Origin of the sequence: Occultella aeris (assembly GCF_902703175.1) — a bacterium.
GTDB lineage: Bacteria > Actinomycetota > Actinomycetes > Actinomycetales > Beutenbergiaceae > Occultella > Occultella aeris.
Genome location: NZ_CACRYJ010000058.1, coordinates 107,944 through 132,247, shown reverse-complemented (window position 1 = coordinate 132,247; position 24,304 = coordinate 107,944). Strand labels below are relative to the sequence as shown.

Annotated in this window: 23 protein-coding genes; 16 read left to right on the top strand and 7 right to left on the bottom strand. The window is 71.7% G+C overall.

The window, feature by feature from the left end:
• Positions 1-49: 49 nt before the first annotated feature.
• Positions 50-925 carry an Fpg/Nei family DNA glycosylase gene (locus tag HALOF300_RS19745; protein ID WP_156742613.1) on the bottom strand — a complete coding sequence of 292 codons (876 nt, stop codon included), beginning with the start codon at positions 923-925 and terminating at the stop codon, positions 50-52.
• Positions 926-1,000: 75 nt separating this feature from the next.
• On the opposite strand from HALOF300_RS19745, the gene HALOF300_RS19740 reads away from it, so the two are divergent.
• Positions 1,001-2,815 carry a proline--tRNA ligase gene (locus HALOF300_RS19740; RefSeq protein ID WP_156742612.1) on the top strand — a complete coding sequence of 605 codons (1,815 nt, stop codon included), beginning with the start codon at positions 1,001-1,003 and terminating at the stop codon, positions 2,813-2,815.
• Here HALOF300_RS19740 and HALOF300_RS19735 read toward each other — a convergent pair.
• Positions 2,807-3,793, bottom strand: a complete 987-nt coding sequence (locus HALOF300_RS19735; RefSeq protein WP_156742611.1) for a hypothetical protein — start codon at positions 3,791-3,793, stop codon at positions 2,807-2,809. The two genes, HALOF300_RS19740 and HALOF300_RS19735, sit on opposite strands and share 9 nt — an antisense overlap.
• A 132-nt stretch (positions 3,794-3,925) precedes the next feature.
• On the opposite strand from HALOF300_RS19735, the gene HALOF300_RS19730 reads away from it, so the two are divergent.
• From HALOF300_RS19730 to rbfA, 5 genes are all read left to right on the top strand, one after another.
• Positions 3,926-4,432, top strand: coding sequence for a ribosome maturation factor RimP (locus HALOF300_RS19730; protein WP_156742610.1), 507 nt, complete (start codon positions 3,926-3,928; stop codon positions 4,430-4,432).
• A 13-nt stretch (positions 4,433-4,445) separates the two neighbouring features.
• Complete coding sequence (gene nusA, locus HALOF300_RS19725) at positions 4,446-5,462, top strand: transcription termination factor NusA (protein WP_156742609.1); 1,017 nt, start codon at positions 4,446-4,448, stop codon at positions 5,460-5,462.
• Between the two features lie 102 nt (positions 5,463-5,564).
• On the top strand, positions 5,565-5,930 hold the full coding sequence (locus tag HALOF300_RS19720) for a YlxR family protein (RefSeq protein WP_154793574.1): 366 nt from the start codon (positions 5,565-5,567) through the stop codon (positions 5,928-5,930).
• A 57-nt stretch (positions 5,931-5,987) separates the two neighbouring features.
• The gene (gene infB / locus HALOF300_RS19715; protein ID WP_156742608.1) at positions 5,988-8,903 is read left to right on the top strand and encodes a translation initiation factor IF-2; all 2,916 of its coding nucleotides are present in this window, start codon (positions 5,988-5,990) and stop codon (positions 8,901-8,903) included.
• 130 nt (positions 8,904-9,033) lie between these two features.
• The gene (rbfA, locus tag HALOF300_RS19710; protein ID WP_154793576.1) at positions 9,034-9,477 is read left to right on the top strand and encodes a 30S ribosome-binding factor RbfA; all 444 of its coding nucleotides are present in this window, start codon (positions 9,034-9,036) and stop codon (positions 9,475-9,477) included.
• A 31-nt stretch (positions 9,478-9,508) separates the two neighbouring features.
• Here the strand turns inward: rbfA and HALOF300_RS19705 are convergent, their stop codons facing one another.
• Entirely contained in the window at positions 9,509-10,927 is a 1,419-nt protein-coding gene (locus tag HALOF300_RS19705; protein WP_269455314.1) for an MFS transporter, read from the bottom strand.
• 83 nt (positions 10,928-11,010) lie between these two features.
• Here HALOF300_RS19705 and HALOF300_RS19700 point away from each other — a divergent pair, with 83 nt between their 5' ends.
• Entirely contained in the window at positions 11,011-11,598 is a 588-nt protein-coding gene (locus tag HALOF300_RS19700; RefSeq protein WP_231955632.1) for a TetR/AcrR family transcriptional regulator, read from the top strand.
• The gene (gene truB / locus HALOF300_RS19695) at positions 11,595-12,482 is read left to right on the top strand and encodes a tRNA pseudouridine(55) synthase TruB (protein WP_156742606.1); all 888 of its coding nucleotides are present in this window, start codon (positions 11,595-11,597) and stop codon (positions 12,480-12,482) included. The genes HALOF300_RS19700 and truB overlap by 4 nt, the downstream gene beginning before the upstream one ends.
• Positions 12,483-12,514: 32 nt before the next feature.
• Here the strand turns inward: truB and HALOF300_RS19690 are convergent, their stop codons facing one another.
• On the bottom strand, positions 12,515-13,711 hold the full coding sequence (locus HALOF300_RS19690) for a hypothetical protein (protein ID WP_156742605.1): 1,197 nt from the start codon (positions 13,709-13,711) through the stop codon (positions 12,515-12,517).
• Positions 13,708-14,211, bottom strand: a complete 504-nt coding sequence (locus tag HALOF300_RS19685) for a hypothetical protein (protein ID WP_156742604.1) — start codon at positions 14,209-14,211, stop codon at positions 13,708-13,710. Before HALOF300_RS19685 ends, HALOF300_RS19690 begins: the two co-directional genes overlap by 4 nt.
• Before the next feature lie 280 nt (positions 14,212-14,491).
• Between HALOF300_RS19685 and HALOF300_RS19680 the strand changes: the two genes are divergently transcribed.
• The 8 genes from HALOF300_RS19680 to HALOF300_RS19645 all read left to right on the top strand — a co-directional run bounded on the left by HALOF300_RS19680 (position 14,492) and on the right by HALOF300_RS19645 (position 23,129).
• Positions 14,492-15,100, top strand: coding sequence for a hypothetical protein (locus tag HALOF300_RS19680; RefSeq protein ID WP_156742603.1), 609 nt, complete (start codon positions 14,492-14,494; stop codon positions 15,098-15,100).
• An 88-nt stretch (positions 15,101-15,188) separates the two neighbouring features.
• A complete protein-coding gene (locus tag HALOF300_RS19675; RefSeq protein WP_156742602.1) occupies positions 15,189-15,914 on the top strand; it encodes a PadR family transcriptional regulator in 726 nt (241 codons plus the stop codon).
• Positions 15,915-15,995: 81 nt separating this feature from the next.
• Positions 15,996-16,985 carry a bifunctional riboflavin kinase/FAD synthetase gene (locus tag HALOF300_RS19670; protein ID WP_156742601.1) on the top strand — a complete coding sequence of 330 codons (990 nt, stop codon included), beginning with the start codon at positions 15,996-15,998 and terminating at the stop codon, positions 16,983-16,985.
• Between the two features lie 137 nt (positions 16,986-17,122).
• Positions 17,123-17,392, top strand: coding sequence for a 30S ribosomal protein S15 (gene rpsO, locus HALOF300_RS19665; protein ID WP_133108806.1), 270 nt, complete (start codon positions 17,123-17,125; stop codon positions 17,390-17,392).
• A gap of 207 nt (positions 17,393-17,599) precedes the next feature.
• A complete protein-coding gene (locus HALOF300_RS19660; protein WP_156742600.1) occupies positions 17,600-19,837 on the top strand; it encodes a polyribonucleotide nucleotidyltransferase in 2,238 nt (745 codons plus the stop codon).
• Positions 19,830-21,212, top strand: coding sequence for a M16 family metallopeptidase (locus tag HALOF300_RS19655; RefSeq protein ID WP_156742599.1), 1,383 nt, complete (start codon positions 19,830-19,832; stop codon positions 21,210-21,212). The genes HALOF300_RS19660 and HALOF300_RS19655 overlap by 8 nt, the downstream gene beginning before the upstream one ends.
• A 38-nt stretch (positions 21,213-21,250) precedes the next feature.
• Positions 21,251-22,030 carry a 4-hydroxy-tetrahydrodipicolinate reductase gene (gene dapB, locus HALOF300_RS19650; protein WP_197522696.1) on the top strand — a complete coding sequence of 260 codons (780 nt, stop codon included), beginning with the start codon at positions 21,251-21,253 and terminating at the stop codon, positions 22,028-22,030.
• Positions 22,031-22,145: 115 nt separating this feature from the next.
• Complete coding sequence (locus tag HALOF300_RS19645; RefSeq protein ID WP_156742598.1) at positions 22,146-23,129, top strand: sigma-70 family RNA polymerase sigma factor; 984 nt, start codon at positions 22,146-22,148, stop codon at positions 23,127-23,129.
• Between the two features lie 37 nt (positions 23,130-23,166).
• Here HALOF300_RS19645 and HALOF300_RS19640 read toward each other — a convergent pair whose 3' ends face one another.
• Together HALOF300_RS19640 and HALOF300_RS19635 are read right to left on the bottom strand one after the other, a co-directional pair.
• Positions 23,167-23,439 carry a hypothetical protein gene (locus tag HALOF300_RS19640; RefSeq protein ID WP_156742597.1) on the bottom strand — a complete coding sequence of 91 codons (273 nt, stop codon included), beginning with the start codon at positions 23,437-23,439 and terminating at the stop codon, positions 23,167-23,169.
• A gap of 151 nt (positions 23,440-23,590) precedes the next feature.
• Positions 23,591-24,217: a TIGR00645 family protein gene (locus HALOF300_RS19635; protein WP_156742596.1), complete on the bottom strand. Its 627-nt coding sequence runs from the start codon at positions 24,215-24,217 to the stop codon at positions 23,591-23,593.
• Between the last annotated feature and the right edge of the window lie 87 nt (positions 24,218-24,304).

Here is a 24,304-nt window from a genome sequence, read left to right as displayed (position 1 = left end):
TCCGATCTCGACCCCGTAGGTGCGATCTCAGCGCCTGGGGTCGCGCGCCTCAGCGGAGCAACTTCGACATCCGCCGGTCGGCAAGGATCTTCCCGCCGGTCTGGCAGGTCGCGCAGTACTGCAGGGCCGAGTCGGCGAACGAGACCTCCCGGATCACATCCCCGCAGACCCCGCATTCCTGTCCGGCGCGACCGTGCACGCGCATCCCGGACCGCTTCGCGTCCTTGAGCTCCGCTGCCGGACGGCCCGAGGACGCCTCTATCGCGGGCCGGAGCACCTCCCCGATGGCGTTGTACAGCCGGGTCACCGCCTCGTCGTCGAGCGAAGAGCTGATCGCGAACGGGCTCATCCGCGCCGCGTGCAGGATGTCGTCACTGTAGGCGTTCCCGATCCCGGCGATCGTGCCCTGCTCGCGCAGCACGCCCTTGATCTGCTGCTTGCGTCCGGCGAGGATCGCCGCGAACGCGTCCCGGGTGAACTCCGCCGAGAGCGGCTCGATGCCGAGGCTCGCGATCGCCGGAACCTCCTCGGGGGAGGCCACCACGTACACGGCGAGGCGCTTGCGGGTGCCGGCCTCGGTCAGGCTGAAACCGGACCCGTCGTCCAGGTCGACCCGCAGTGCGACCGGCGACTTCGGCGACCGGGACACGCCTCCGGGGAGCTTCTCGTGCCAGCGCAACCACCCGGCCCGGGCGAGGTGGAAGACCAGGTGCAGGTCGCCGTCGGGCAGGTCCTCGACCCGCAGGTCGAGCCACTTGCCGCGCCGGGCCACCTCCGCCACGGTTCCGCCGGCGAGCGCGTCCGGCGCGGGTGAGAACGTCTTCAGCGTCTGGATCCCGAGCACGTGCACGGCGGCGACCTTGCGGCCGACGGTGCGTTCGGTGAGGAAGTCGACGAGGCCCTGGACCTCCGGTAGCTCCGGCATCGTCCCAGTCTGGCAAGGGAGTTCGGCTCATGCCAGGGAGAATCCTGGCCAGTTGCAGCGGATAGACTCGCCCGCGTGCTGATGCGGATGTCGAAACTGTTCCTGCGGACCCTGCGAGAGGACCCGGCCGATGCCGAGGTCGCGAGCCACCGCCTCCTGGTGCGGGCGGGCTACATCCGCCGCACCGCCCCCGGGATCTACTCCTGGCTGCCGCTCGGACTGAAGGTCCTCGCCAAGGTCGAGGCGATCGTGCGCGAGGAGATGGACGCGACCGGGGCGCAGGAGGTGCACTTCCCGGCGCTGCTGCCGCGGGAGCCCTACGAGGCGACCGGCCGCTGGACCGAGTACGGCCCGAACCTGTTCCGGCTCCAGGACCGCAAGGAGGCCGACTACCTCCTCGCGCCCACGCACGAGGAGATGTTCACCCTCCTGGTCAAGGACCTGTACTCCTCCTACAAGGAGCTCCCGCTCACGCTCTACCAGATCCAGACCAAGTACCGCGACGAGTCCCGCCCGCGCGCCGGCCTGATCCGAGGCCGCGAGTTCATCATGAAGGACGCCTACTCCTTCGACATCGACGAGGCCGGCCTGGCCGCCTCCTACGACGCCCAGCGCGCCGCGTACGAGCGGATCTTCACCCGCCTCGGCCTCGACTACGTGATCGTCTCGGCGATGTCCGGGGCGATGGGCGGCTCGCGCTCGGAGGAGTTCCTGTTCCCGTGCGAGATCGGCGAGGACACCTACGTGCGCTCGCCCGGCGGGTACGCCGCGAACGTCGAGGCGGTGCACACGCCGTCGCCGGAGCCGGTCGAGGCGGCCGTGGTCGCCGGCCTGCCCGCCGCGTACGTCGCGGACACGCCGGACACCCCGACCATCGAGTCATTGGTCGACGTGGCCAACGCCACGCAGGCCAAGCCCGACGGCGGCGCGTGGACGGGCGCGGACACGCTGAAGAACGTCGTGGTCACCCTGGTCTCGCCCACCGGCGCCCGGGAGCTGCTCGTGATCGGCCTGCCGGGGGACCGGCAGGTGGACGCCAAGCGCCTCGAGGCCGCCGTGTTCCCGGCCGAGGTCGAGCAGGCCACCGCGAAGGACCTGGCCAGCCACCCCGAGCTGGTCGCCGGGTACATCGGACCCGGCGTGCTCGGCCCGAACGGTACGCCGCGTGACTCCGACGGCACCGACAGTGCTGAAGGGGCGGTTCGTTACCTGCTCGACCCGCGAGTGGTGGACGGCACCGCATGGATCACCGGGGCCAACGCGGCGGGCAAGCACGTCTTCGGGCTCGTCGCCGGGCGGGACTTCACCGCAGACGGCGTCATCGACGTCGCCGAGGTGCGCGTCGGCGACCCCGCCCCGGACGGTTCCGGTCCGCTCGAACTGGCTCGCGGCATCGAGATCGGTCACATCTTCGCCCTCGGGCAGAAGTTCGCCAAGGCCCTCGACCTGAAGGTGCTCGACTCCAACGGCAAGGCCGTCACGGTCACCATGGGTTCCTACGGGATCGGGGTCACCCGGGCGCTGGCCGCCATCGCCGAGAAGACCTGCGACGACAAGGGCCTGTCCTGGCCGGTCCAGGTCGCGCCCGCCCACGTGCACGTGCTCGCCACCGGCAAGGACGAGGCCGTCTTCACGACGGCGGAGGGCCTGGCCGCGCAGTTGGAGGCGGCCGGCGTCGAGGTGCTCTACGACGACCGGGTCAAGGTCTCGGCGGGCGTGAAGTTCGCCGACTCCGAGCTGCTCGGACTGCCGTTCGCGCTGGTGGTCGGTCGTGGGCTGGCCGACGGCGTGGTGGAGGTCCGCACCCGCGCCTCCGGCGACCGGGAGGAGCTGGCGCCCGACGCGGCCGTGGCCCGCCTGCTGGAGTTGCTCGCAGGGGCGTCAGCCTAGGCCGGGATACGTCGCGATCCGCAGGTCCGGGTCCTGGCCGAGGAACGCGGCCTGCGTCGCCAGCGCGATCAGCGGCGCCCGGACGGCGGTCTCGGCGTCAGGCACCTGGGCGAGCCATCCGGGCAGCAGCTCGGCGATGAGTGTCTCCCGGGCACCCTGCAGGTCCGCGGTGTCGATCGAGTACGCCGCCACGCGGGGGTCCGCGTCGGTGCCGTCGATGCCGGCCGCGACGGCGACGTCCTCCGCCATGTCGCGCAGCGTGAGGGCCGCAGCGGCCGCCTCGCCGCGCTCGGAGGAGTCCCCGCGGGCCGCGATGACCTCCTGGGTGTAGCCGAGCGCGTCCAGGGTTCGTACCACCGGCGCCGCCGACGCCGGGAGCGGGTCCGGAATGTCGAGGTCGGCGGTAGCCGGATCGGCTGAGCCGTCGGGGCCGCCCGGCAGACCGAGGTCGGCGCGGAGCTCGGCGGCCCACAGTGCCCGGTTGATCGCGATCGAGGCGAGCAGGGTCGCCAGGTCCGCGTCGGCGTCCGGATCGGCGGCGCTATCGGCGGCCGTGGAGCCCTCGAGCGCGTCGAGCACGTCCTCACCGGTGACCGGGCCCGACGGCGTGGGGGCGGGTTCGGTGGCCTCGTCGCCGGAGTCGGCGCCGTCGGTCGCCGAGGGCCGCGGCGGCGCGGTCCATACACCACCGAGATCGGTCAGGTGGGTGGTCGCGTCGGAGGCAATGTGCGCGAGATCACCCGGCGCGTCCCCGGTCGCGCCGGACGCCTGCGCCTCCGCCCCGGCGGCCTCGGCGAGCGCCAGGATCTCCGCCGTCTCAAGCGCGGCCTCCTGCCGCAGGATCTCGCCGGGTTCGGGGCTCGGGACCTCCGGAGGCGGCCCGTCCAAGCGCACCCCGCACCCGGCCAGCAGGAGGGCGCCGGACACAAGCAGGGCGCCGAGGAGGCGCCCCTGGGAGTGGCGGACGGAGGTGTGCACGCGTTGATCCTGCCACGGCGCACACCTACGCTGGGGTGTTCGCCGCGGGGACCGCGCGCCGCCGGAGTTGGGCGGGCATGATTGGTCCACACACCATCACTGAGACAGTGACAACTTCACAAGGAGAGTCCGATGAGCCGATCGCAGGGCCCTGGCGCCGACGTGGGCGCCCTGTTGTTCGAGGCGCTTGAGCCGGCCGTCACCGATGGCGGGCTGTTCCTCGAGGCCGTGTCCGTGGTCGGCTCGGGCCGGCACCGGGTGGTGCAGGTCACGGTCGACCTGGCCGACGGCCCGGGCGGGGTCGACTCCGACCTCCTCGCCGACGTGTCCAAGGCCGTGTCCACGCGCCTGGACGAGGTCGACGACCTGATCGACGGCGCCTACCTGCTCGAGGTCTCCACCCCGGGTCTGTCCCGGCCGCTCACAGAGCCGCGCCACTTCCGCCGCGCCGTGGGCCGCTTGGTGACGCTCACCACCTCCGGTGGCACCCTCACCGGCCGGATCCGTGAGGCGGACGGCACCGCGATCGTCCTGCAGCCCCCTGCCGATCGCGCCGAGCCCCTCATCGTCCCCCTGGCCGACGTGGTCCGGGGCACGGTCGAGGTCGACTTCCACCGCGTCGACGACGCGCAGGACTGAGAGGAACGTTTTCATGGACATCGACATGAACACCCTGCGCATGATCGAGCGGGAACGGGACATCCCGCTGGACGTCCTCGTCTCGGCGATCGAGCAGGCGCTGCTGTCCGCGTACCACCGCACGGAGGGCGCCGCCGATGACGCACGCGTCGAGCTGGACCGCACCAGCGGTCACGTCACCGTGTACGCGCGGGAGCGGCTCGAGGACGGCGAGCCGGGCGACTACGGCCCCGAGTACGACGACACCCCGGCCGACTTCGGTCGGATCGCCACCTCGACCGCGCGTCAGGTGATCCTGCAGCGGCTGCGGGACGCGGAGGACGACGCCGTGCTGGGGACCTTCCGTGGCAAGGAGGGCGACGTCGTCGCCGGCGTGATCCAACAGGGCTCCAACCCGAAGGTGGTCCTGGTGGACATCGGCGGGATCGAGGCGGTCCTGCCGGCTCACGAGCAGGTGCCGACCGAGACCTACACGCACGGCGAGCGACTGCGCGCCTACGTGCTCGAGGTCACCCGCGGGCCCAAGGGCCCGTCCATCACGATCTCGCGCACCCACCCCAACCTGGTCCGGCGCCTGTTCGCCCTCGAGGTCCCCGAGGTCGCCGACGGCAGCGTCGAGATCGCGGCGCTGGCCCGCGAGGCCGGGCACCGCAGCAAGATGGCGGTGCACTCCAAGGTGGCCGGGCTGGGCGCCAAGGGCGCCTGCATCGGTCCGATGGGGCAGCGGGTCCGCGCGGTCATGGCCGAGCTGCACGGCGAGAAGATCGACATCGTCGACTACAGCGACGACCCTGCGACGTTCGTGGCGTCCGCGCTGTCCCCGGCCCGGGTCAGCAGCGTCGAGATCGTCGACGCGGCAGCCCGTTCCGCGCGCGTCGTGGTCCCCGACTACCAGCTCTCGCTGGCCATCGGCAAGGAGGGCCAGAACGCCCGTCTGGCCGCCCGCCTGACCGGGTGGCGCATCGACATCCGGCCCGACACCCCGGTGCCGGGGGACGCGTACCCGGGATCGCCGGGCGAGCAGGAGTAGTACACTCATCCGTGGGCCTCCGCGCCCGACACCCCCACCTGCAGACGCATGCCGTTCAGGTGTGCCGGATTCCGGCCACCCGTGAGCTAAGAGGTCATTGCGATGACTGAGAGCATCCGACGGTCCCAGACCGCCGGACCGGTACGCACCTGCGTGGGATGTCGCGAGCGGGGTCCACGGTCCGGCCTGGTACGCCTGGTGGCAGATCGAACGATCGCGGCTCACGCCGTCGTCGTCGATGTGACCACGAGCGCACCGGGACGGGGAGCCTGGGTGCATCCGCATCCCGACTGCCTGGACCGCGCCGTCAACCGCCGAGCGATCGGACGCGCGCTTCGACTCGAAGCGCCGGCCGAGGTCTCCCGGGTGGAGGAGTGGTTCGTCCGGAACGTGCGCACGACACCGTCGATCATCGAACAAGAGAGCGGGTCAGAAGCCGATGGGCACCCGATGAGTACCCAGCGATGAGTAAGCAGCACTAACGACGGTCCGTCCCTGTCTTGGGCGGACCGAGACAGGAGAGTTGTGGCAAAGGTCCGCGTCCACGAGCTAGCGAAAGAGCTCGGCGTCGACAGCAAGTCCGTGATGGCGAAGTTGAACGAACTCGGAGAGTTCGTCAAGTCCGCCTCATCCACCATCGAGCCGCCGGTCCAGCGGCGGCTCCGCGAGGCCTTCCCGGCCGCGGAGGCCGCACCGGCCGCCCCGGCGAAGAAGCCCGCCAGCAAGCCCGCCCCGGCCCCGCGCCAGGCGGCGGCGAAGCCTGCGTCCGAGGCCGTTCCCGCGGCTCCGGTCGAGCAGGCCGCACCTGCACCGAGCCAGGCCGCACCGGTCGCCGAGGCGCCCGCGACACCTCCTCCGGCCGCCGCCGAGGCTCCGGCCGCACCAGCTGCGAAGGCCCCGGCCCCCGGTCCGCGGACTCCGCAGGAGCGTCCCGACGAGGCCAAGGCCGACTCTGCCGACCGGCCCACGCCGGGCGCCCGGCCGGCGCCGCGCCCGTCGACGGCGCGTCCCGGCAACAACCCGTTCGCGCCGTCGCAGGGCATGCCCCGCCCCGGCGCCCGACCCGAGCGTGGCGAGCGCCCCGACCGCGGCGACCGCCCGGATCGTGGCGACCGTCCCGACCGTGGCGACCGCACCGGCGGCCCTCGACCGCCCCGTCCCGGCAACAACCCGTTCGCGCCGTCGCAGGGCATGCCCCGTCCGGGCGGCACCGGCGCAGCCGGACCGCGTCCGGGCGGCACCGGCGGACCGCGCCCCGGTGGTGCCAACCGGCCCACCCCGGGCATGATGCCCGGCCGTAGTGCCGTGTCCCGCCCCGGTGCTCCCGCCCGTGGTGGCGGCCCCGGTGGTGGACGTGGCGCACCCGGCGGTGGCCGTGGTGGCCCCGGCGGTGCTGGTGGTGGCGGTGGCTTCGGCGGCCGTCCCGGCGGCGGCGGTGGCCCAGGTGCTGGTGGTGGCGGTGGCTTCGGCGGCCGTCCCGGCGGCGGTGGCCGAGGAGGGCGTGGCGGCACCCAGGGTGCGTTCGGTCGCGCCGGTGGCCGTCCCGTCCGTGGCCGCAAGTCCAAGCGGGCGAAGCGTCAAGAGTTCGAGCAGCAGTCCGCGCCGTCCATCGGCGGCGTCCAGGTCCCCCGTGGCGACGGCTCCACCGTCATCCGGATCCGGGCCGGTGCGTCCCTGGCGGATTTCGCGGACCGGATCGATGCGAACCCCGCGAGCCTGGTCACGGTCCTGTTCCACCTCGGTGAGATGGCGACCGCGACCCAGTCGCTGGACGAGGACACGTTCCAGTCCCTCGGCGCCGAGCTCGGGTACGTCATCGAGATCGTCTCGCCCGAGGAGGAGGACCGCGAGCTGCTCGGCACGTTCGACATCGACCTCGAGGCCGAAGAGGCCGCCGAGGACGATTCGGACCTGGAGCCCCGGCCGCCGGTCGTGACCGTCATGGGTCACGTCGACCACGGTAAGACGCGGCTGCTCGACGCGATCCGCAGCACCGACGTGGTGGCCGGCGAAGCCGGTGGCATCACCCAGCACATCGGTGCCTACCAGGTGCAGACCCAGCACGAGGGCGCCGACCGTGCGATCACGTTCATCGACACCCCCGGTCACGAGGCGTTCACCGCCATGCGTGCCCGTGGTGCGCAGGTGACCGACATCGCGATCCTGGTGGTCGCCGCGGACGACGGCGTGATGCCGCAGACCGTGGAGGCGCTGAACCACGTGCAGGCGGCCGGTGTGCCGATCGTGGTCGCCGTGAACAAGGTGGACAAGCCGGACGCCAACCCGGACAAGATCCGCCAGCAGCTCACCGAGTACAACCTGGTGGCTGAGGAGTACGGCGGCGACACCATGTTCGTGAACGTCTCGGCGCGTAACCGCACCGGCATCGACGAGCTTCTCGAGGCCGTTCTGCTGACCGCGGATGCCGCGCTGGAACTGCGGGCGAACCCCAACAAGGACGCCCGTGGTGTGGCCATCGAGGCCAACCTGGACAAGGGGCGCGGCGCCGTCGCGACCGTGCTGGTCCAGTCCGGGACGCTGCGCGTCGGGGACGCCATCGTGGCGGGGACGGCCCACGGCCGGGTCCGCGCGATGTTCGACGAGCACGGTGAGACCGTGCCCGAGGCGAGTCCGGCTCGTCCGGTGCAGGTCCTCGGTCTGACCTCAGTGCCGCGCGCCGGTGACACCTTCCTGGTGGCCCCGGACGACCGCACGGCCCGTCAGATCGCCGACAAGCGTGAGGCCGCGGAACGGGCCGCCACGCTGGCCAAGCGCCGCAAGCGGATCTCGCTCGAGGACTTCACCCAGGCGCTCGAGCAGGGCAAGGTCGAGACCCTCAACCTGGTCCTCAAGGGCGATGTCTCCGGTGCCGTGGAGGCACTCGAGGACGCGCTGCTCAAGATCGACGTGGGCGACGAGGTCGAGCTGCGGATCATCCACCGCGGTGTCGGTGCGATCACGCAGAACGACGTCAACCTGGCGACGGTGGACAACGCCGTCATCATCGGCTTCAACGTGCGGCCCGCGGAGCGGGTCACCGAGCTGGCCGACCGCGAAGGTGTCGAGATCAAGTACTACTCGGTCATCTACTCCGCGATCGAGGACGTCGAGGCTGCGCTCAAGGGCATGCTCAAGCCGGAGTTCGAGGAGGCTCAGCTCGGTACCGCCGAGGTGCGCCAGGTCTTCCGTTCCTCGAAGGTCGGCAGCATCGCCGGTTCGATCATCCGCTCGGGCACGATCCGGCGGAACACGAAGGCCCGGCTGTTGCGCGATGGCGTCGTCATCGCCGACAACCTCACGGTCGAGTCCCTGCGTCGCGAGAAGGATGACGTCACCGAGGTCCGCGAGGGCTTCGAGTGCGGTATCGGCCTCGGGTACCGGGACATCCAGGAGGGCGACACGATCGAGACCTTCGAGATGCGCGAGAAGCCGCGGGCCTGAGCGTCGGCCAATCGGCACGGTGTCGGCTCCGCGTGGGCCGGGCGGGATCTCTCCCGCCCGGCCCACGCAGCCATCGTGATCACAACAGTGGTGCCGCTCAGGTACCGACCACAGGAGGAGGAGCACGGTCATGGCAGACAGCGGACGTGCGCGCAAGCTCAGCGACCGGATCCAGCAGATCGTCGCGACCATGCTGGACACCCGGATCAAGGACCCACGGCTCGGTTTCGTGACCGTGACCGACGTCCGGGTCACCGGTGACCTCCAGCACGCGACGGTGTTCTACACCGTCCTCGGCGACGACGAGGCGCGGGTCGACTCGGCCGCGGCCCTGGAGTCCGCCCGCGGGCTGATCCGGTCCGAGGTGGGCAAGCAGACCGGGATCCGGCTCACCCCCACCCTGGAGTTCGTCCTCGACGCGGTGCCGGAGACGGCCGCCCACCTCGAGGACGCTCTGCGCAAGGCGGCCGAACACGACGCCGAACTCGCACGTCTGCGCGAAGGCGCGGCGTACGCGGGCGAGGCCGACCCGTACAAGAAGCCGGCGACCGACGACGGCAGCAGCGAGGCCTGACCGGCCTCGCCGCCGCACTGCCCGGCCGGCCTCAACCGCGCCGGTGGCGGGGTAGGAACATGGACGCCCCGGTGGCGACGGCGAGCGTGGCCGCTCCGACGGCGAGCGCCGGTACCAGCCCGCTCGCGTAGGTATCGGGTTCGAAGCCGCCGCCCGCCCCGAGGAAGACCGCGGTCAGGACGGCCACGCCGAGCGTCACACCGATCTCCCGCATGGTCGAGTTGACGCTCGAGGCGGTCGCCCGCTCGGACTCCGCCACATCGGCGAGCACGGCGGTGGACAGGGGCGCGAACGTCAGGCCCATGCCGAGGCCGGCGAGCACGAACGCGGGCACCAGCGCCGCGTAGACGGACGGGTCGGAGTGGATGCCCCATGCCATCCACCCGAGCGCCACGGTCTGCAGGGCGAGGCCGGTCACCACGAGTGGGCGCGCCCCGATGCGGCCGACCAGAAAACCGGCGAGGGGTGCGACGAGCATGGGTGCTGCCGTCCAGGGCAGCGTACGGACGCCGGCCTCCAGGGGCGAGAAGCCCTGGGAGATCTGCAGGAACTGCGTGAGCAGGAAGACCGCGCCGAACATGCCGAGCGAGAATGTGAATGCGGCGGCGTTCGCCGCGCTGAAGCTCCGCAGGCGGTAGAGCCGAAGGGGCACGAGCGGGTGGTCCGTGCGCGCCTGACGCAGCACGAACAGGGCCAGGAGCACGACGGCGGCGGCCAGCATCGCGATGATGCGCACCGAGGACCACCCCGCCTCGTTCGCGTCGACGATCGCCCAGACCCCGACGAGGATTCCCGTTCCGGCCAGGAGCAGGCCGGGCAGGTCGAGCCGCTGACGCCGACCCCTGGTCGCCCTCAGGCCGCGGAGGACGAGGGGGATCGCGACGGCGGCGACCGGCACGTTCAGCCAGAAGATGGCCGCCCAGTTCACGCCCTCGACCACGGCACCGCCGACGAGCGGGCCGATCGCGATGCCGAGGCCCGACACGCCGCCCCAGATCCCGATCGCGAGCGGCCGCCGGTGGTCCGGCACGGCGTCGGCCAGGAGCGTCAGGGACAGTGGCAGGATCGCGGCGGCGCCGACACCCTGGAGCGCCCGGGCCGCGATGAGTGCCTCCGCGGACCCGGACAGCGCGGCGGCCACGGAGCCCAGCGTGAACACGACGATGCCGGCCAGGAAGATGCGGCGTCGGCCGAGCCGGTCGCCGAGCGTGGCCGCCGGGATCATGAACGTCGCGAAGGCGAGCGTGTACGCGTTCACGAACCATTGCAGCTGCTCCACGGATGGGTGCAGCTCGGCGGCGATGACGGGCAGCGCGCCGGTCATCACGAGGTTGTCGAGCGTCGCCATGAACATCGGCAGGGAGGCCGCGAGCAGCGCGAGCCAGACGGCCGCCCGCCGGGCGGTCGCCGGGGTGCCGGCCGGGTCGTCGCGAACCAGGGTGGTTGTCACAGAGGTCTCCGATCGGAAAGTTGGCATCAACTGATTACAAGATGCGAGAGTGACGGTAGTTATCCGCTGATAACCTGTCAACCATGGATTCCGACGAGGCCACTACGACCGAGGGGGCCCGCCGCATGAACCGGGTCGAGCGGCGCGAACAGATCCTTGCCGCGGCCATCGTCGCGTTCGCGGAGGGCGGCTACGCCGGTACGACCACGGATCAGGTGGCACGGGTCGCCGGGGTGTCACAGCCCTACGTCGTGCGGCTGTTCGGCACGAAGGCAGACCTCTTCGTCGAGGTGTTCGACCATGTCGCGGGCCAGATCCTGGAACGGTTCGAGCGGGTCGCGCCCGGTCCGGATGCGAAGGAGCGGATGGCGGACGCCTACACAGACCTCATCGGGGACCCGAACTGGCTCCGGGTCCTCATGCACGGATTCGTGGTCGGCGCCGAACCCGCCGCCGTCGGCACGCGCGCCCGTGAGGTCCTTGGCCGCGTGTTCGAGCTGTACCGCAGCCGTACCGGCGCAGACGTGGACGCAGCGCGCACCTTCGTGGCGACCGGGATGCTGCTCAATGTGCTCTCCGCGCTCGAGGCGCCCCGGCACGTGGACGAGGACGAGAACCTGGCCGCGCTGGTCGAGTGCTCGATCGGCCGGATCGCGCGGGGCACCCGATGATCGACGGGATCGTCCTCGTCGACAAGCCGGACGGTCTGACCTCCCACGATGTCGTCGCCCGGGTACGAAGGTTCGCCGGCACGAAGAAGGTCGGGCACGCCGGCACCCTCGACCCGATGGCCACGGGCCTGCTGGTGCTGGGCGTCAACCGCGCCACCCGGTTGCTGACGTATCTGGTCGGGGCGGACAAGACGTACCTGGCCACGATCCGGCTCGGGCAGGCGACCGTCAGCGACGACGCCGAGGGCGAGATCACGGCGACCCCGGGCCTGCCCGAGACCGACGACGAGGCGGTGCGCTCCGCCGTCGCCGGCCTCACCGGTGCGATCGAGCAGGTACCGAGCGCCGTCAGTGCGATCAAGGTCGATGGCAAGCGGTCCTACGCCCGGGTGCGCGCCGGTGAGGACGTGGACCTGCCGGCCCGGCCGGTCACCGTCCATGCGTTCGAGGTGCTCGCGCGGCGGCCCGGCGTCGCCGCCGACGGCACCCTCGTCCAGGATCTCGACGTCGAGGTGCGCTGCTCCAGCGGCACCTACGTGCGCGCGCTCGCGCGTGACCTCGGTGCCGCGCTCGACAGCGCCGGTCACCTCACGGCATTGCGCCGGACCCAGGTGGGCGACTTCGACGTGGCGCAGGCGCAGACCCTGACGGACCTGGCCGACGACGGCGTCCGCGCCCTGGGGATGAGCGAGGTCGCCCGTCGGACCCTGCCGGGCCGTGACCTGACGGACGCCGAGACCACCGAACTGCGGTACGGGCGCCGCGTGCCACCGTCGGGCCGTGACGGCGTGGTGGCCGCGTTCGCACCGGACGGACACGTGGTCGCGCTGGTCACCGACCGCGGCGAGGTCGCGCGTGCGGTGCTCGTGCTAGACCCGGCCTGATCGACGACTGCCTGATCGACGACCCGGCCCGATCAGTCACCCGGCGCGACGGTGCCACGCAGGACGCGGGTCTGCATGGTCGAGCCCGGCTCGATGCCGACGCCGCGCCACCACGCATCCAGTTCCGGCGACGGCGTGCGGGCGAGCAGGTCGGCGTACGCGCGGGAGGAGTGCGGGTTGACCGAGTCCCAGACGCCGGTGACCTCGATCGCTGCGTCCGGGGCGCCGCCGATCCGGGCGACAGGGTCGAGCGGGTTGCGGACAGAGACCAGCGTGGTGCCGGCCGGGACCTCGAAGTTCCCGCCGCCCGCACCGGTCGTGACGATCGAGGCGAGGTCGTAGCGGGCTCGGATGAAGGGGTCGGCGGCGAGGTCGAGCGCCGCGAAGCTGCTCTGGCTGTGCGTGGCCAGATGGACCGGGACGCCGTCGGGTACCCGGTCCAGCGCCGCAAGCATGACCCGCCGGATCGGGGTGTCCTTGCCGGACACCGCCCCGACCGCGCCGTACGCGCCCATCGGGTTCGCGCCGTCGGGGTCCAGGGACCAGTCCTGGGTGCCGGGCACGTACATCAGCGCGATCTGGCTGCCGTCCGGCCGGGTGATCACGTCGAGGCGCACCGCGCCGTCGTGCTCGTACAGGTCGGCCATGTCGTGGAGCAGATCGGTCGGTCCGGTGGGCAGGGTGTCGGCGATCACGACCTCGTCGGTGACGTCGGCGACCGAGGTCCGAGCGGCCCGGTCGTCCGCCACCCCGACCAGGTGTTCGACGAGCCGCGGCCCCGCGACCGCACTGAGGACGGCCCCGACCGGCCCGCCGACCGCGCTTGCGATCAGGCCGAGCAGGACCCGTCCGGCGCCGCGCGCCCAGCCGGCCTCGCGCGCCTCCCGGGCGGCGTCGGCAGCCGCGTCGGGGCCGGCGAACGGGTCACCGGTCGGGGCAGGTGTCGGTCCGGTGTCGACGGGTGCGGTGCTGACGTTCTCCTGCTCGACGGCGTCCCTTGCGACCTGCGCGGACGCGCTCAGCAGTGCGTCGCCGACGCCCCGTAGGCCGGGCGCGCAGCGCCCGGTCCAGTCGTCGGCGAAGCGCTGCCGATCCGGGCCCGACCAGGTCAGGGCGGCGACGGCGATCTCGACCCGGCCCGCGACGTCGGCAAGGGTCCGTGCCGCCGCCGCGGCCGCCGACGCCCAGTCCCGCAGCGCGGCGACCTCCGCGCCGTGGGTGACGCTCACGTCGTCCGCTCCGGCACCAGTGCCTGCACGGCACCCGCCAGGCCCGGCCCGGCCTCGACGGTTCGGATCGTGCCGCCGGCATCGGCGACCATGACCACGGCGTCGGTCCCGAGCCGAGCCGCGATCTCGGCGACGGCCTCGCCCGCCGGTGTGCCGCCGTCGACCGCAGCGATCTCGAAGCCGTTGCGACCGTCCGGGACGACGAGCAGCACCCGGTCCCGGCCGATCGCGGCGAGCGCGGCCAGTGCGTCCGCCGTTCCGACCGAGACCAGCGCCTCGGCCGAGGTGAGCACGTCCCCAGCGATGGCCGTGTCGGGCCGGAGCAACTCGTCGTCGCCCAGAGCGTGAGGCGAGCCCTGCGAGGCCGCTCCGGCGGGAGGGGACACCGGGACTCCGAGCGCCGCCGCCACCAGGGCTGCCGACCGGCCCGGCCGCAGCGAGAGCAGCCACGCAAGTTCCGCCGTCATGAGCCGGAGCGCCGCGGTGGGGGAGGTGGGCATGCCGCCGACGCTAGGGGGCCGACGCCGGGCCGGACCAGAGCGGGTTGGGCGGAAACTTCCGCCGCCTGCCCTACGTGCCCTCGCCTGCGCAGCCGGGGCGCTGTCGGGTTCGCCGCGCGGCCACGTCCGTCTCCTCGGTGCACCGCGTCGCGCTCGCTCGGGCCGTGGGAGAAGCAGCGGACACGCCGAGTGGATCCCGCGCGGCCCTGGGTCGCGGCCCCACCGAACCGATGGCGTGGACGAGCCCGCCCGGGGCGGCCCGCGTCGTTAGCGTGGGTGCATGACCGCCTTCCAGGATCCGACCGTCGCCTTGCCCTCGGTCCCCGTCCTCCGTCTCGACACGAACGAGTTGGCCCTGCTGCTCGCGAACACGCCCACACCCGCGGCCCGGATCAGCAGGGCCGTCTTCGGCCTCGACCCCGAGACCGACAGCGACAGCGGCAGCGGCAGCGGCGGCGGCGGCCCGGACGTGGCCCGGGGCCGAGAATCGCTGGTCGGTCGAGGGCTGCTCGGTCCGTCCGGAGTGGTCGGGGACGCGAAGCGGGTGTCCCACGTCCTCACCCACTCCCGGGCCTGGATCAGAGTCATCGGCGCATCCGGGGATGCCGCGCACGTGGTGCTGGGCGCGGGGCGCGCCGTGCTCAGCTCACCGATCCCGAACGGCCATGAGTTCGCGCCGATCGTCGCGTCGGTGGCTGTCGCCGAGGCCGTCGCCGACCTGGTCGGCGCGGTCGTGCAGCGCTCGGGCAGACCCGCGAAGGTCCACGTGGTGCGGCTCGGGGCGGCGCGAACCGACGACGTCATCGACGTGCCCGTCGACTTCCTGGAGCGGGACGTCGTGATCGACGTGGTGCGGGCGCTCGGCCTCCCGCTCAGCGACGTGCGCTGACCTGCCGGCACCGCCACATGGCAGAACCGCCACTTGACGTTTGGCATATCGCGATATATCGTGAGCGTGTCGACGAAAGGAAAACGACATGACTTACCACGATGACTCACACATCGGCGGCGCCCGTGGGCGCCGTGGCCGGGGTGTTCCCGGTGAATCCCGCGCCCGTCGCGACCGCTACGGCGACGCGTTCGAACCCGGGCAGATGCCCGACGACCTCGCGGGCCGAGGCTTCGGTCCCCGCCGGCGCCGCGGTGGACGTGGCCCGATCCCCGAAGAGGCCGGTGCGCCGGACTTCGCGGGCGGACCCCACCGCGGCCACCGTGGCCATGGCCGCGGCCGCCGCGGGCCACGTCCGCGTGGCGACGTTCGAGCCGCGATCCTGCTCCTCCTGGCGGAGGAGCCGCGGCACGGCTACCAGCTGATCCAGGAGATCGGCGAGCGTAGCTCCGGAACGTGGACGCCGAGCCCCGGCTCCATCTACCCGACGCTGCAGGCACTCGAGGATGAGGGATTGCTCACCATCGAGAACATCGACGGCCGGCGCACCGCGGCACTGACCGCAGCGGGCCGTGCGTACGTGGAGGAGAACCGGGCGTCGCTCGGAACGCCCTGGGAGGTCGGTGGCCCCGATGCCGCGTTGGCCGTCCGCCGCAGCATGATGGCCTTCGTGGATGCCGCGAAGCAGGTGGTCCGGGTCGGCGACGCCGCGCAGCAGCAGGCTGCCGTGGCGATCCTGGACGGCGCTCGCAAGGACCTCTACCGGGTCCTCGCCGAGGACTCCGAGTCCGCCGACAGCGACACCGACCAGTAGCGCCTTCGCGCGCACCCGCCCGGAGGTGGCACGCTTGGCCTCGGTGTCCCGACCGGGACCACATGGGAGGCGGACAAGAACGTGCGGCGCTGGAACGGCATCACGGAGATTCCTGCGGATCTGACCGCGAGCGTGCTCACCATCGGCAACTTCGACGGCGTCCACCTCGGGCATCGCGCGGTGCTCGCCGAGGTGGTGGCCGCGGCACGCGCCGAGGGGGTTCCGGCCGTTGCGGTCACGTTCGACCCCCACCCCGCCACGGTGCACCGGCCCGGAAGCGCGCCGACGCTGCTCACAGGACTCGACGACCGGTTGGCGCTGATGGCGCAGACCGGCCTCGACGCCGTCCTGGTCATCGGCTACACGGAGGAGTTCGCCCGGCAGGCGCCGGAGGAGTTCGTGCGCCGCTACTTCGTGGAGGCACTCCACGCGCGCCGCGTCGTCATCGGGGAGGACATCCGGTTCGGCTGGGGCAACGTGGGGGACCGCACCACGATGACCGAGCTGGGCCGCCGCCTGGGGTTCGAGGTCGAGGTCGTCCACGACGTCGCCGAGCCGGGGGAGCGGCGCTGGTCCTCCACCTGGGTCCGGGAACTGCTCGCCGAGGGCGACTGTGCGGGCGTCACCCGCGTCCTCGGGCGGCCGCACCGGATGCGTGGGGTCGTCGTCCACGGCGAGGCCCGCGGGCGTGAGATGGGGTTCCCGACGGCGAACCTCGACACCGGCGCGACCGGCACCATCCCCGCCGACGGCGTGTACGCGGGCTGGCTCGTGCGGTACCCGGGTGCGCCGGAGGAGGTCTCGTTGCCTGCCGCCATCTCGATCGGAACGAACCCCACCTTCGACGGTGTCCAGCGCCGCGTGGAGGCCCACGTGCTCGGCCGCACCGACCTGGACCTCTATGACGAGGAGGTCGTGGTGGAGTTCGTGCGCCGGCTGCGTCCGACTCTTCGCTACGAGGGCATGGCTGCGCTCATCGAGCAGATGCGCCAGGACGTCATCTCCGCCGCCGACGTGCTCGGTGTACCGCACCCGGCCCAGCTGCCGGCCTCCGGCTCCGCCACGCACTGAAGCCGGACAGCCACGCGATTCCTCGGGCCGGTCCAGCGGGTGATAACCTGAGCGTTGCCGTCAGATCGGCCGCGGATTCGTCATGCCCGGGAGAACATGCCCCGGAGCTCCGCGCAACGAGTACACCAAGGAGAACCGTGGCCCTCGATGTCGCAGTCAAGAAGCAGATCATTGCCGAATACGCCACCCACGAGGGTGACACCGGCTCCCCCGAGGTCCAGATCGCGCTGCTCTCGCGGCGGATCAAGGACCTGACCGAGCACTTCAAGGAGCACAAGCACGACCACCACTCGCGTCGTGGCCTGCTGCTCCTGGTCGGCCAGCGCCGTCGCCTCCTCGGCTACCTGCGCGACGTCGACATCGAGCGTTACCGCTCGCTCATCGAGCGTCTCGGCCTGCGCCGATAGTGACGTGACCGGCCGGCCCGGGACCCCAGGGTTCCGGGCCGGCCGGTTCATGTGCCCGCCGGTGCGCGGGCGCCGTATCACCCACAACTACAGACAAACCACCCACTCGGGGCTTTCGTTGGTCCTCGGTAGTGGCTTCCGGACAGGCGTCCGTGGGCCTCGATCGATGACCGCCGAGCCCCGGACGAACACGAAGGAGGGCACCCCATGGAGGGTCCCGAGATTCAGTTCGCCGAAGCCGTCATCGACAACGGCAGTTTCGGCACGCGCACGGTCCGCTTCGAGACGGGTCGTCTCGCCAAGCAGTCGGGCGGCGCCGCCGTCGCGTACCTCGACGAGGACACGATGCTGCTGTCGACCACGACGGCCGGCAAGTACCCCAAGGACCAGTTCGACTTCTTCCCGCTGACGGTGGACGTCGAGGAGCGCCAGTACGCCGCCGGGAAGATCCCCGGCTCGTTCTTCCGCCGTGAGGGCCGCCCCTCGACCGAGGCGATCCTGGCCTGCCGCCTGATCGACCGGCCGCTGCGTCCGCTCTTCGTCAAGGGCCTGCGCAACGAGGTCCAGGTCGTTGAGACGATCCTCGCGATCCACCCCGACGACTCCTACGACATCCTCGCGATCAACGCGGCGTCGATGTCCACCCAGCTCTCCGGCCTGCCGTTCTCCGGCCCGGTCGGGGCGGTCCGGATCGCCCTGATCGATGGTCAGTGGGTCGCCTTCCCGCGCTACAGCGAGACCGAGCGCGCCGTGTTCTCCATGGTCGTCGCCGGCCGCGCGGTGACCGTCGCCGACGGCAGCACCGACGTCGCGATCGCGATGATCGAGGCCGAGGCCACCGACAACGCCTGGACGCTCATCAAGGAGCAGGGTGTCGGCGCCCCGACCGAAGAGGTCGTCGCGCAGGGCCTGGAGGCCGCGAAGCCCTTCATCAAGGTGCTCGTCGAGGCCCAGCAGGACCTCGCCACCCGCGCCGCGAAGGAGGTGCAGGAGTTCCCGCTGTTCCCCGACTACCAGGGTGACGCCTACGCCGCCGTGGAGGCCGAGGTCGGCCAGGCACTGTCCGACGCCCTCGCCATCGCAGGCAAGCAGGAGCGCGAGAGCCGGATCGACGAGATCAAGGACGCCATGGTCGGCGCCCTGCAGAACGGTTTCGACGGTCGCGAGAAGGAACTCTCCGCTGCCTACCGCGCTGTCACCAAGAAGCTGATCCGCCAGCGCATCCTCACCGACGGCTTCCGCATCGACGGGCGTGGGCTGCGGGACATCCGCACCCTCTCCGCCGAGGTCGAGGTGCTGCCCCGCGTGCACGGTTCGGCGCTGTTCGAGCGCGGCGAGACCCAGATCCTTGGCGTCACCACGCTGAACATGCTGAAGATGGAGCAGCAGCTCGACACGCTGTCCCCGCAGACGCGCAAGCGCTACATGCACAACTACAACTTCCCGCCCTACTCGACCGGTGAGACCGGCCGGGTGGGCAGCCCGAAGCGGCGCGAGATCGGGCACGGCGCCCTCGCCGAGCGCGCGATCATGCCGGTGCTGCCGAGCCGCGAGGAGTTCCCGTACGCGATCCGTCAGGTGTCCGAGGCCCTCGGCTCCAACGGTTCGACGTCGATGGGCTCCGTGTGCGCCTCGACACTGTCCCTGCTGAACGCCGGGGTGCCGCTGCGCGCGCCCGTCGCCGGCATCGCGATGGGCCTGGTCTCGGACACCGTTGACGGGGAGACCCGCTACGCGGCGCTCACCGACATCCTTGGCGCCGAGGACGCGTTCGGCGACATGGACTTCAAGGTCGCAGGTACCCGCGAGTTCGTCACCGCGATCCAGCTCGACACCAAGCTCGACGGCATCCCCGCCTCCGTGCTCGGTGGTGCGCTCACCCAGGCCCGCGAGGCCCGGCTGCACATCCTGGACGTCATGGCCGAGGCCATCGACACCCCGGACGAGATGGCTCCGACGGCGCCGCGCGTGATCACCGTCCAGGTCCCGGTATCCAAGATCGGCGAGGTCATCGGGCCGAAGGGCAAGATGATCAACCAGATCCAGGAGGACACTGGCGCCGACATCTCCATCGAGGACGACGGCACCGTGTTCATCGGCGCGACGGACGGCCCTTCGGCCGAGGCCGCGCGTCAGGCGATCAACGCGATCGCCAACCCGCAGATGCCCGAGGTGGGCGAACGGTTCGTGGGGACGGTCGTCAAGACGACCTCCTTCGGCGCGTTCGTGTCGCTGTCCCCGGGCAAGGACGGGCTGCTGCACATCTCCCAGGTGCGCCGCCTCGTCGGTGGCAAGCGGGTGGAGAACGTCGAGGACGTGCTGTCCGTGGGTCAGAAGGTCGAGGTCGAACTGGCCGAGATCGACCCGCGCGGCAAGCTCTCGCTGCACGCCGTCATCGCAGAGGACGACGCCGAGAAGTCGGAGTCCGCGCCTGCGGATGCGTGACGTGTCCGAACTGATCCTCGGCCCGGCGGGATCGCCGGGTACGGAGATCACCGTGGAGACCGGAGCCGGCGCCGTCGTGCGCCGCTCCGTTCTCCCCGGTGGGATCCGGGTGCTGACCGAGGCCATGCCCGGTCAGCGCTCGGCCGCGATCGGTGCCTGGGTGGCCGTCGGGTCTCGTGACGAGACCGACGGCCACCACGGCTCCACGCATTTCCTCGAACACCTGCTGTTCAAGGGCACGCCCTCCCGAGACGCGATGGAGATCGCCTCGGCGTTCGACGCCGTCGGGGGAGAGGCGAACGCCGCGACCGGCAAGGAGCACACCTGCTACTACGCGCGGGTGCTCGACGCAGACCTGCCGATGGCGACCGACGTCATCCTCGACATGGTCACCTCCGCGACGCTCGACGCCGACGACTTCGACAGCGAGCGCGAGGTCATCCTCGAGGAACTCGCGATGAACGAGGACGACCCCGTCGACGTCGCACACGAGCGCTTCTCGGCCCTCGTCTTCGGGGACCACCCGCTCGGCCGTCCGATCGGGGGCACCCCGGAGAGTATCCGTGCCGTGCCCAGGGACGCCGTCCACGAGCACTACCGGCGCACCTACACGCCGTCCGAGCTCGTGGTCACAGCCGCTGGCGGGGTTGATCACGACACGCTCTGCGAGGCCGTCGCACGCGCCGTCGCCGCGGGCGGCTGGTCACTGAACCCGGCGGCCGCGCCGGCCCCGCGCCGCAGCCCGACCACCAACGGTCTGGACCTGCTCCCGGTGCAGGGCTCCGCCGCGACCGTGCGTCGCAGCACGGAGCAGGCCAACATCATCCTCGGCGGTCTCGGCCCGGTGGCGGGCGACGATCGGCGCTTCGTGCTCTCCGTGCTGAACGCGGTCCTCGGCGGCTCGATGAGTTCACGCCTGTTCCAGGAGATCCGCGAGAAGCGCGGCCTCGCGTACTCGGTCTACTCGTTCGCCTCGGGATACGCCGAGACCGGCACCTTCGGTCTCTATGCCGGCTGCGCGCCGGGCAAGGTGGCACAGGTCGTCGAACTCCTTGACGCAGAGTGGGCCCGCCTGGCCACGACGGTGATGGACGACGACGAGCTCGCGCGGGGCATCGGGCAGATGTCCGGTGGACTCGTCCTCGGCCTCGAGGACTCCGGCTCCCGGATGTCGCGCCTCGGTCGCGCCGAGATCACCATGGGCGAGTTCGTCGGCCTCGACGAGACGCTCGCGCGGATCCGGTCCGTGACTGCCGAGCAGATCCGGGACCTGGCCGCGGAACTGTACGCCGCGGCGCGCCACCTGGTCGTCGTCGGCCCGTTCGAGGAGGACGTCGCGGCCACCGCGTTCGGGGCTCTGCCGACCGCTGCCTGAGGCGAGGAGCCGGTGGGCGCGCGGATAGCATGGCGATCATGCCGAACACGCCGAACGCCGTCGCTGAGCCCATGATGATCGCCGTCCTCGGAGCCGCCGGGCGGATGGGATCGACCGTCTGCGACGCCATCGAGAGTGCCGGCGACCTCGTCCTCGGCCCCAGGCTCGACGTCGGCGACGATGTGGCGACCCTGGCCGACAGCGGGGCCGCGGTGGCCGTGGACTTCACCGTGCCGTCCGCCACCGAGGCGAACGTGCACGCCCTCATCGACGCTGGTCTGCACGCCGTGGTCGGGACCACCGGCTGGACCGAGGAGTCCCTCGGGCGGGTGCGCACCCACCTCGCCGACGACGGTCGCGGGCTCGGCGTCCTGATTGCTCCGAACTTCGCACTCTCCGCGGTACTCGCGATGCGGTTCGCGGCCCAGGCGGCCCGTTACTTCGAGTCCGCGGAGGTCATCGAGCTGCACCACCCGAACAAGGTGGACGCGCCATCCGGGACGGCCGTGCACACGGCCCGCGCGATCGCTGCCGTCCGCGCGCAGGCCGGCCTGGCAGCCGGCCCGGACGCTACCGAGACCACCCTCGACGGCGCCCGCGGCGCCGTCGTCGACGGCGTGCACGTGCACGCCGTGCGGCTGCGCGGTCTGGTCGCGCACGAGGAGGTGCTGTTCGGCAACCCGGGGGAGCAGCTGACGATCCGCACGGACAGTTTCGAGCGGTCCTCGTTCATGCCGGGCGTGCTGCTCGCCGTTCGCGCCGTGGCCGAGCACCCGGGGCTGACCGTCGGGCTCGACGGGTACCTGGACCTCGGCTGATCCGGCCGGGCCGGGCAGTCCCGGGACCCTGCGGATCGGCCGGATGACCCCGGCGCTCGGACCGGACCGGGATGGCCCTGTTCGGATGTCGGGGGTCGGGGTTAGATTGGCGACCATGTCAACGACGCGAGCTGTCGATGCCGATTTCGCCGAGATCATCGCTCCCTTCGAGCGCGAGATCTTCGCCCACTGCTACCGGATGATGGGCTCGGTCCACGATGCCGAGGACCTCGCCCAGGAGACCATGCTGCGTGCGTGGCGCGGCTACGCCCGGTTCGCCGGAGCCTCCTCGGTGCGGACCTGGATCCACAAGATCGCGACGAACACGTGCCTGTCCGCCCTGGAGTCACGGCAGCGCCGGCCGCTGCCGACCGGTCTGGGCGCACCGAGCACCGCGCCCGACGCGCCGTTGGTGGAACAGGACATCCTCTGGCTCGAACCGGCCCCGGACGGTGCGCTCGGTCACGACGACCCGGGGGACGTGGCCGAGTCCCGGGAGTCGGTGCGACTGGCCTTCGTGGCCGCGCTCCAGCTCCTCCCGCCGCGCCAGCGCGCCGTGTTGATCCTGCGGGATGTCCTGGCCTGGCGGGCCGCCGAGGTGGCCGAGGCGACCGGTCAGAGCGTCGCGGCCGTGAACAGCCTGCTGCAACGGGCCCGGGAGAAGGTGGCGCAGGCTGCGCCGACGCGAGAGGACGCGCTCGAGCCGCACTCCGCTGCCGAGCGGGAGCTCCTGGCGCGCTATGTGGACGGCTTCGAGCGTTACGACATCGCGGGCCTGGTGGAACTGTTCACCGCGGACGCGGTCTGGGAGATGCCGCCGTTCGAGGGCTGGTACACCGGTCCCGAGGACATCGGTGAGCTCATCGCGACCCAGTGCCCGGCCACCGGACCGGGGGACATGCTGCTGGTGCCCACCCGGGCGAACGGGCAGCCCGCCTACGGTCTCTACATGCGCGGCGAGGACGGTCGTCATCACCCGTTCCACCTGCACGTGGTCGAGTGCTCCGGCGGGGGAGTGCGGCATGTCGCCGCGTTCTTCGACACCTCACTGTTCGAGACGTTCGGACTCCCGCCCGTGGTGGACGCCCCGACCGCCTGATGGCGCCTGCGCCGGCTGCCGCAGTACCGGGCGGTGGTCAGCTCGCGGTCGTGAACACGGCCGCCGACTCGGTGTCGGCACCGGCGAGCAGCTGCTCCCGGTCCCGGCGCCGGCGGTCCGCGCGCTCCAGAACGATGCCCAGCCCGATCCCGAGCAGCGTGCCGGCCGCGACCCCGATCGCGATGTCCACGACGATGGTGCCGAGCGCCACGCCCACGGCCATGCCGAGTCCGATGCCGGTGCCGAGCCAGGAGCCACGCGGCGAGGTCACGGTGGGCTTCCGAGCGCCGGGGGTGCTGGTCTGGATCATGGCTCCAGCCTAGGAATCATGCCGATGCGGCGCGTCCGTCGCCCGGACGATCCTTGCCTCCACCCAAGGGTGGACGGCCATCGTCCGGGTGGTCGTCGAACGGTGTCGGCGACCCGCCGGCCTCATCCGGACGGATGAGGCCGGGGGCGGCTCAGTGCTGGGACTCGAGAGCCCGACCGTCGCCCTGGTCGTCGGCCGGAGCGGCGTCCCCGGCAGCGGACCGTGCGTTCGCGGCCCGCTGGTGGGAGGTGAGCGACATCCGGTCGATCAGCGCGAGCGCGACCGCCGAGAGGATGAACGCGATGTGGATGACGGTCTGCCAGAGCATGACCTCGGGGTCAGTTGTGTTGCTCTCGATGAACGTGCGGAGCAGGTGGATCGAGGAGATCCCGATGATCGACATCGCGAGCTTCGTCTTCAGCACGTTCGCGTTCACGTGGGAGAGCCACTCCGGCTGATCCGGGTGGTTGTCGATCCGGATCCGGGAGACGAACGTCTCGTACCCGCCGATGATCACCATGATCAGCAGGTTCGAGATCATCACCACGTCCACCAGCCCGAGCACGATCAGCATCGTGTCCGCCTCGTCCATCCGGTGGCCGGAGAACACCTCGGAGATCAGGTGCCACAGCTCCTGCATGAACATCACCACGTACGCCGCCTGTGCCACGATCAGGCCGAGGTACAGCGGCGCCTGCAGCCATCGGGACAGGAAGATCAGATAGCCGAGGGATGCTGCTGCGGGGTGGCTCGGGTTGTGGTCGGCTCGCTTGAGCATGGCCAGGGTCCTCTCGGTCCGTCGGTGGGATGTGGGTGCCCCACTGACGGCGGGGCGGCGCTGACTTTAGCAGTCGTTCGTGATCAC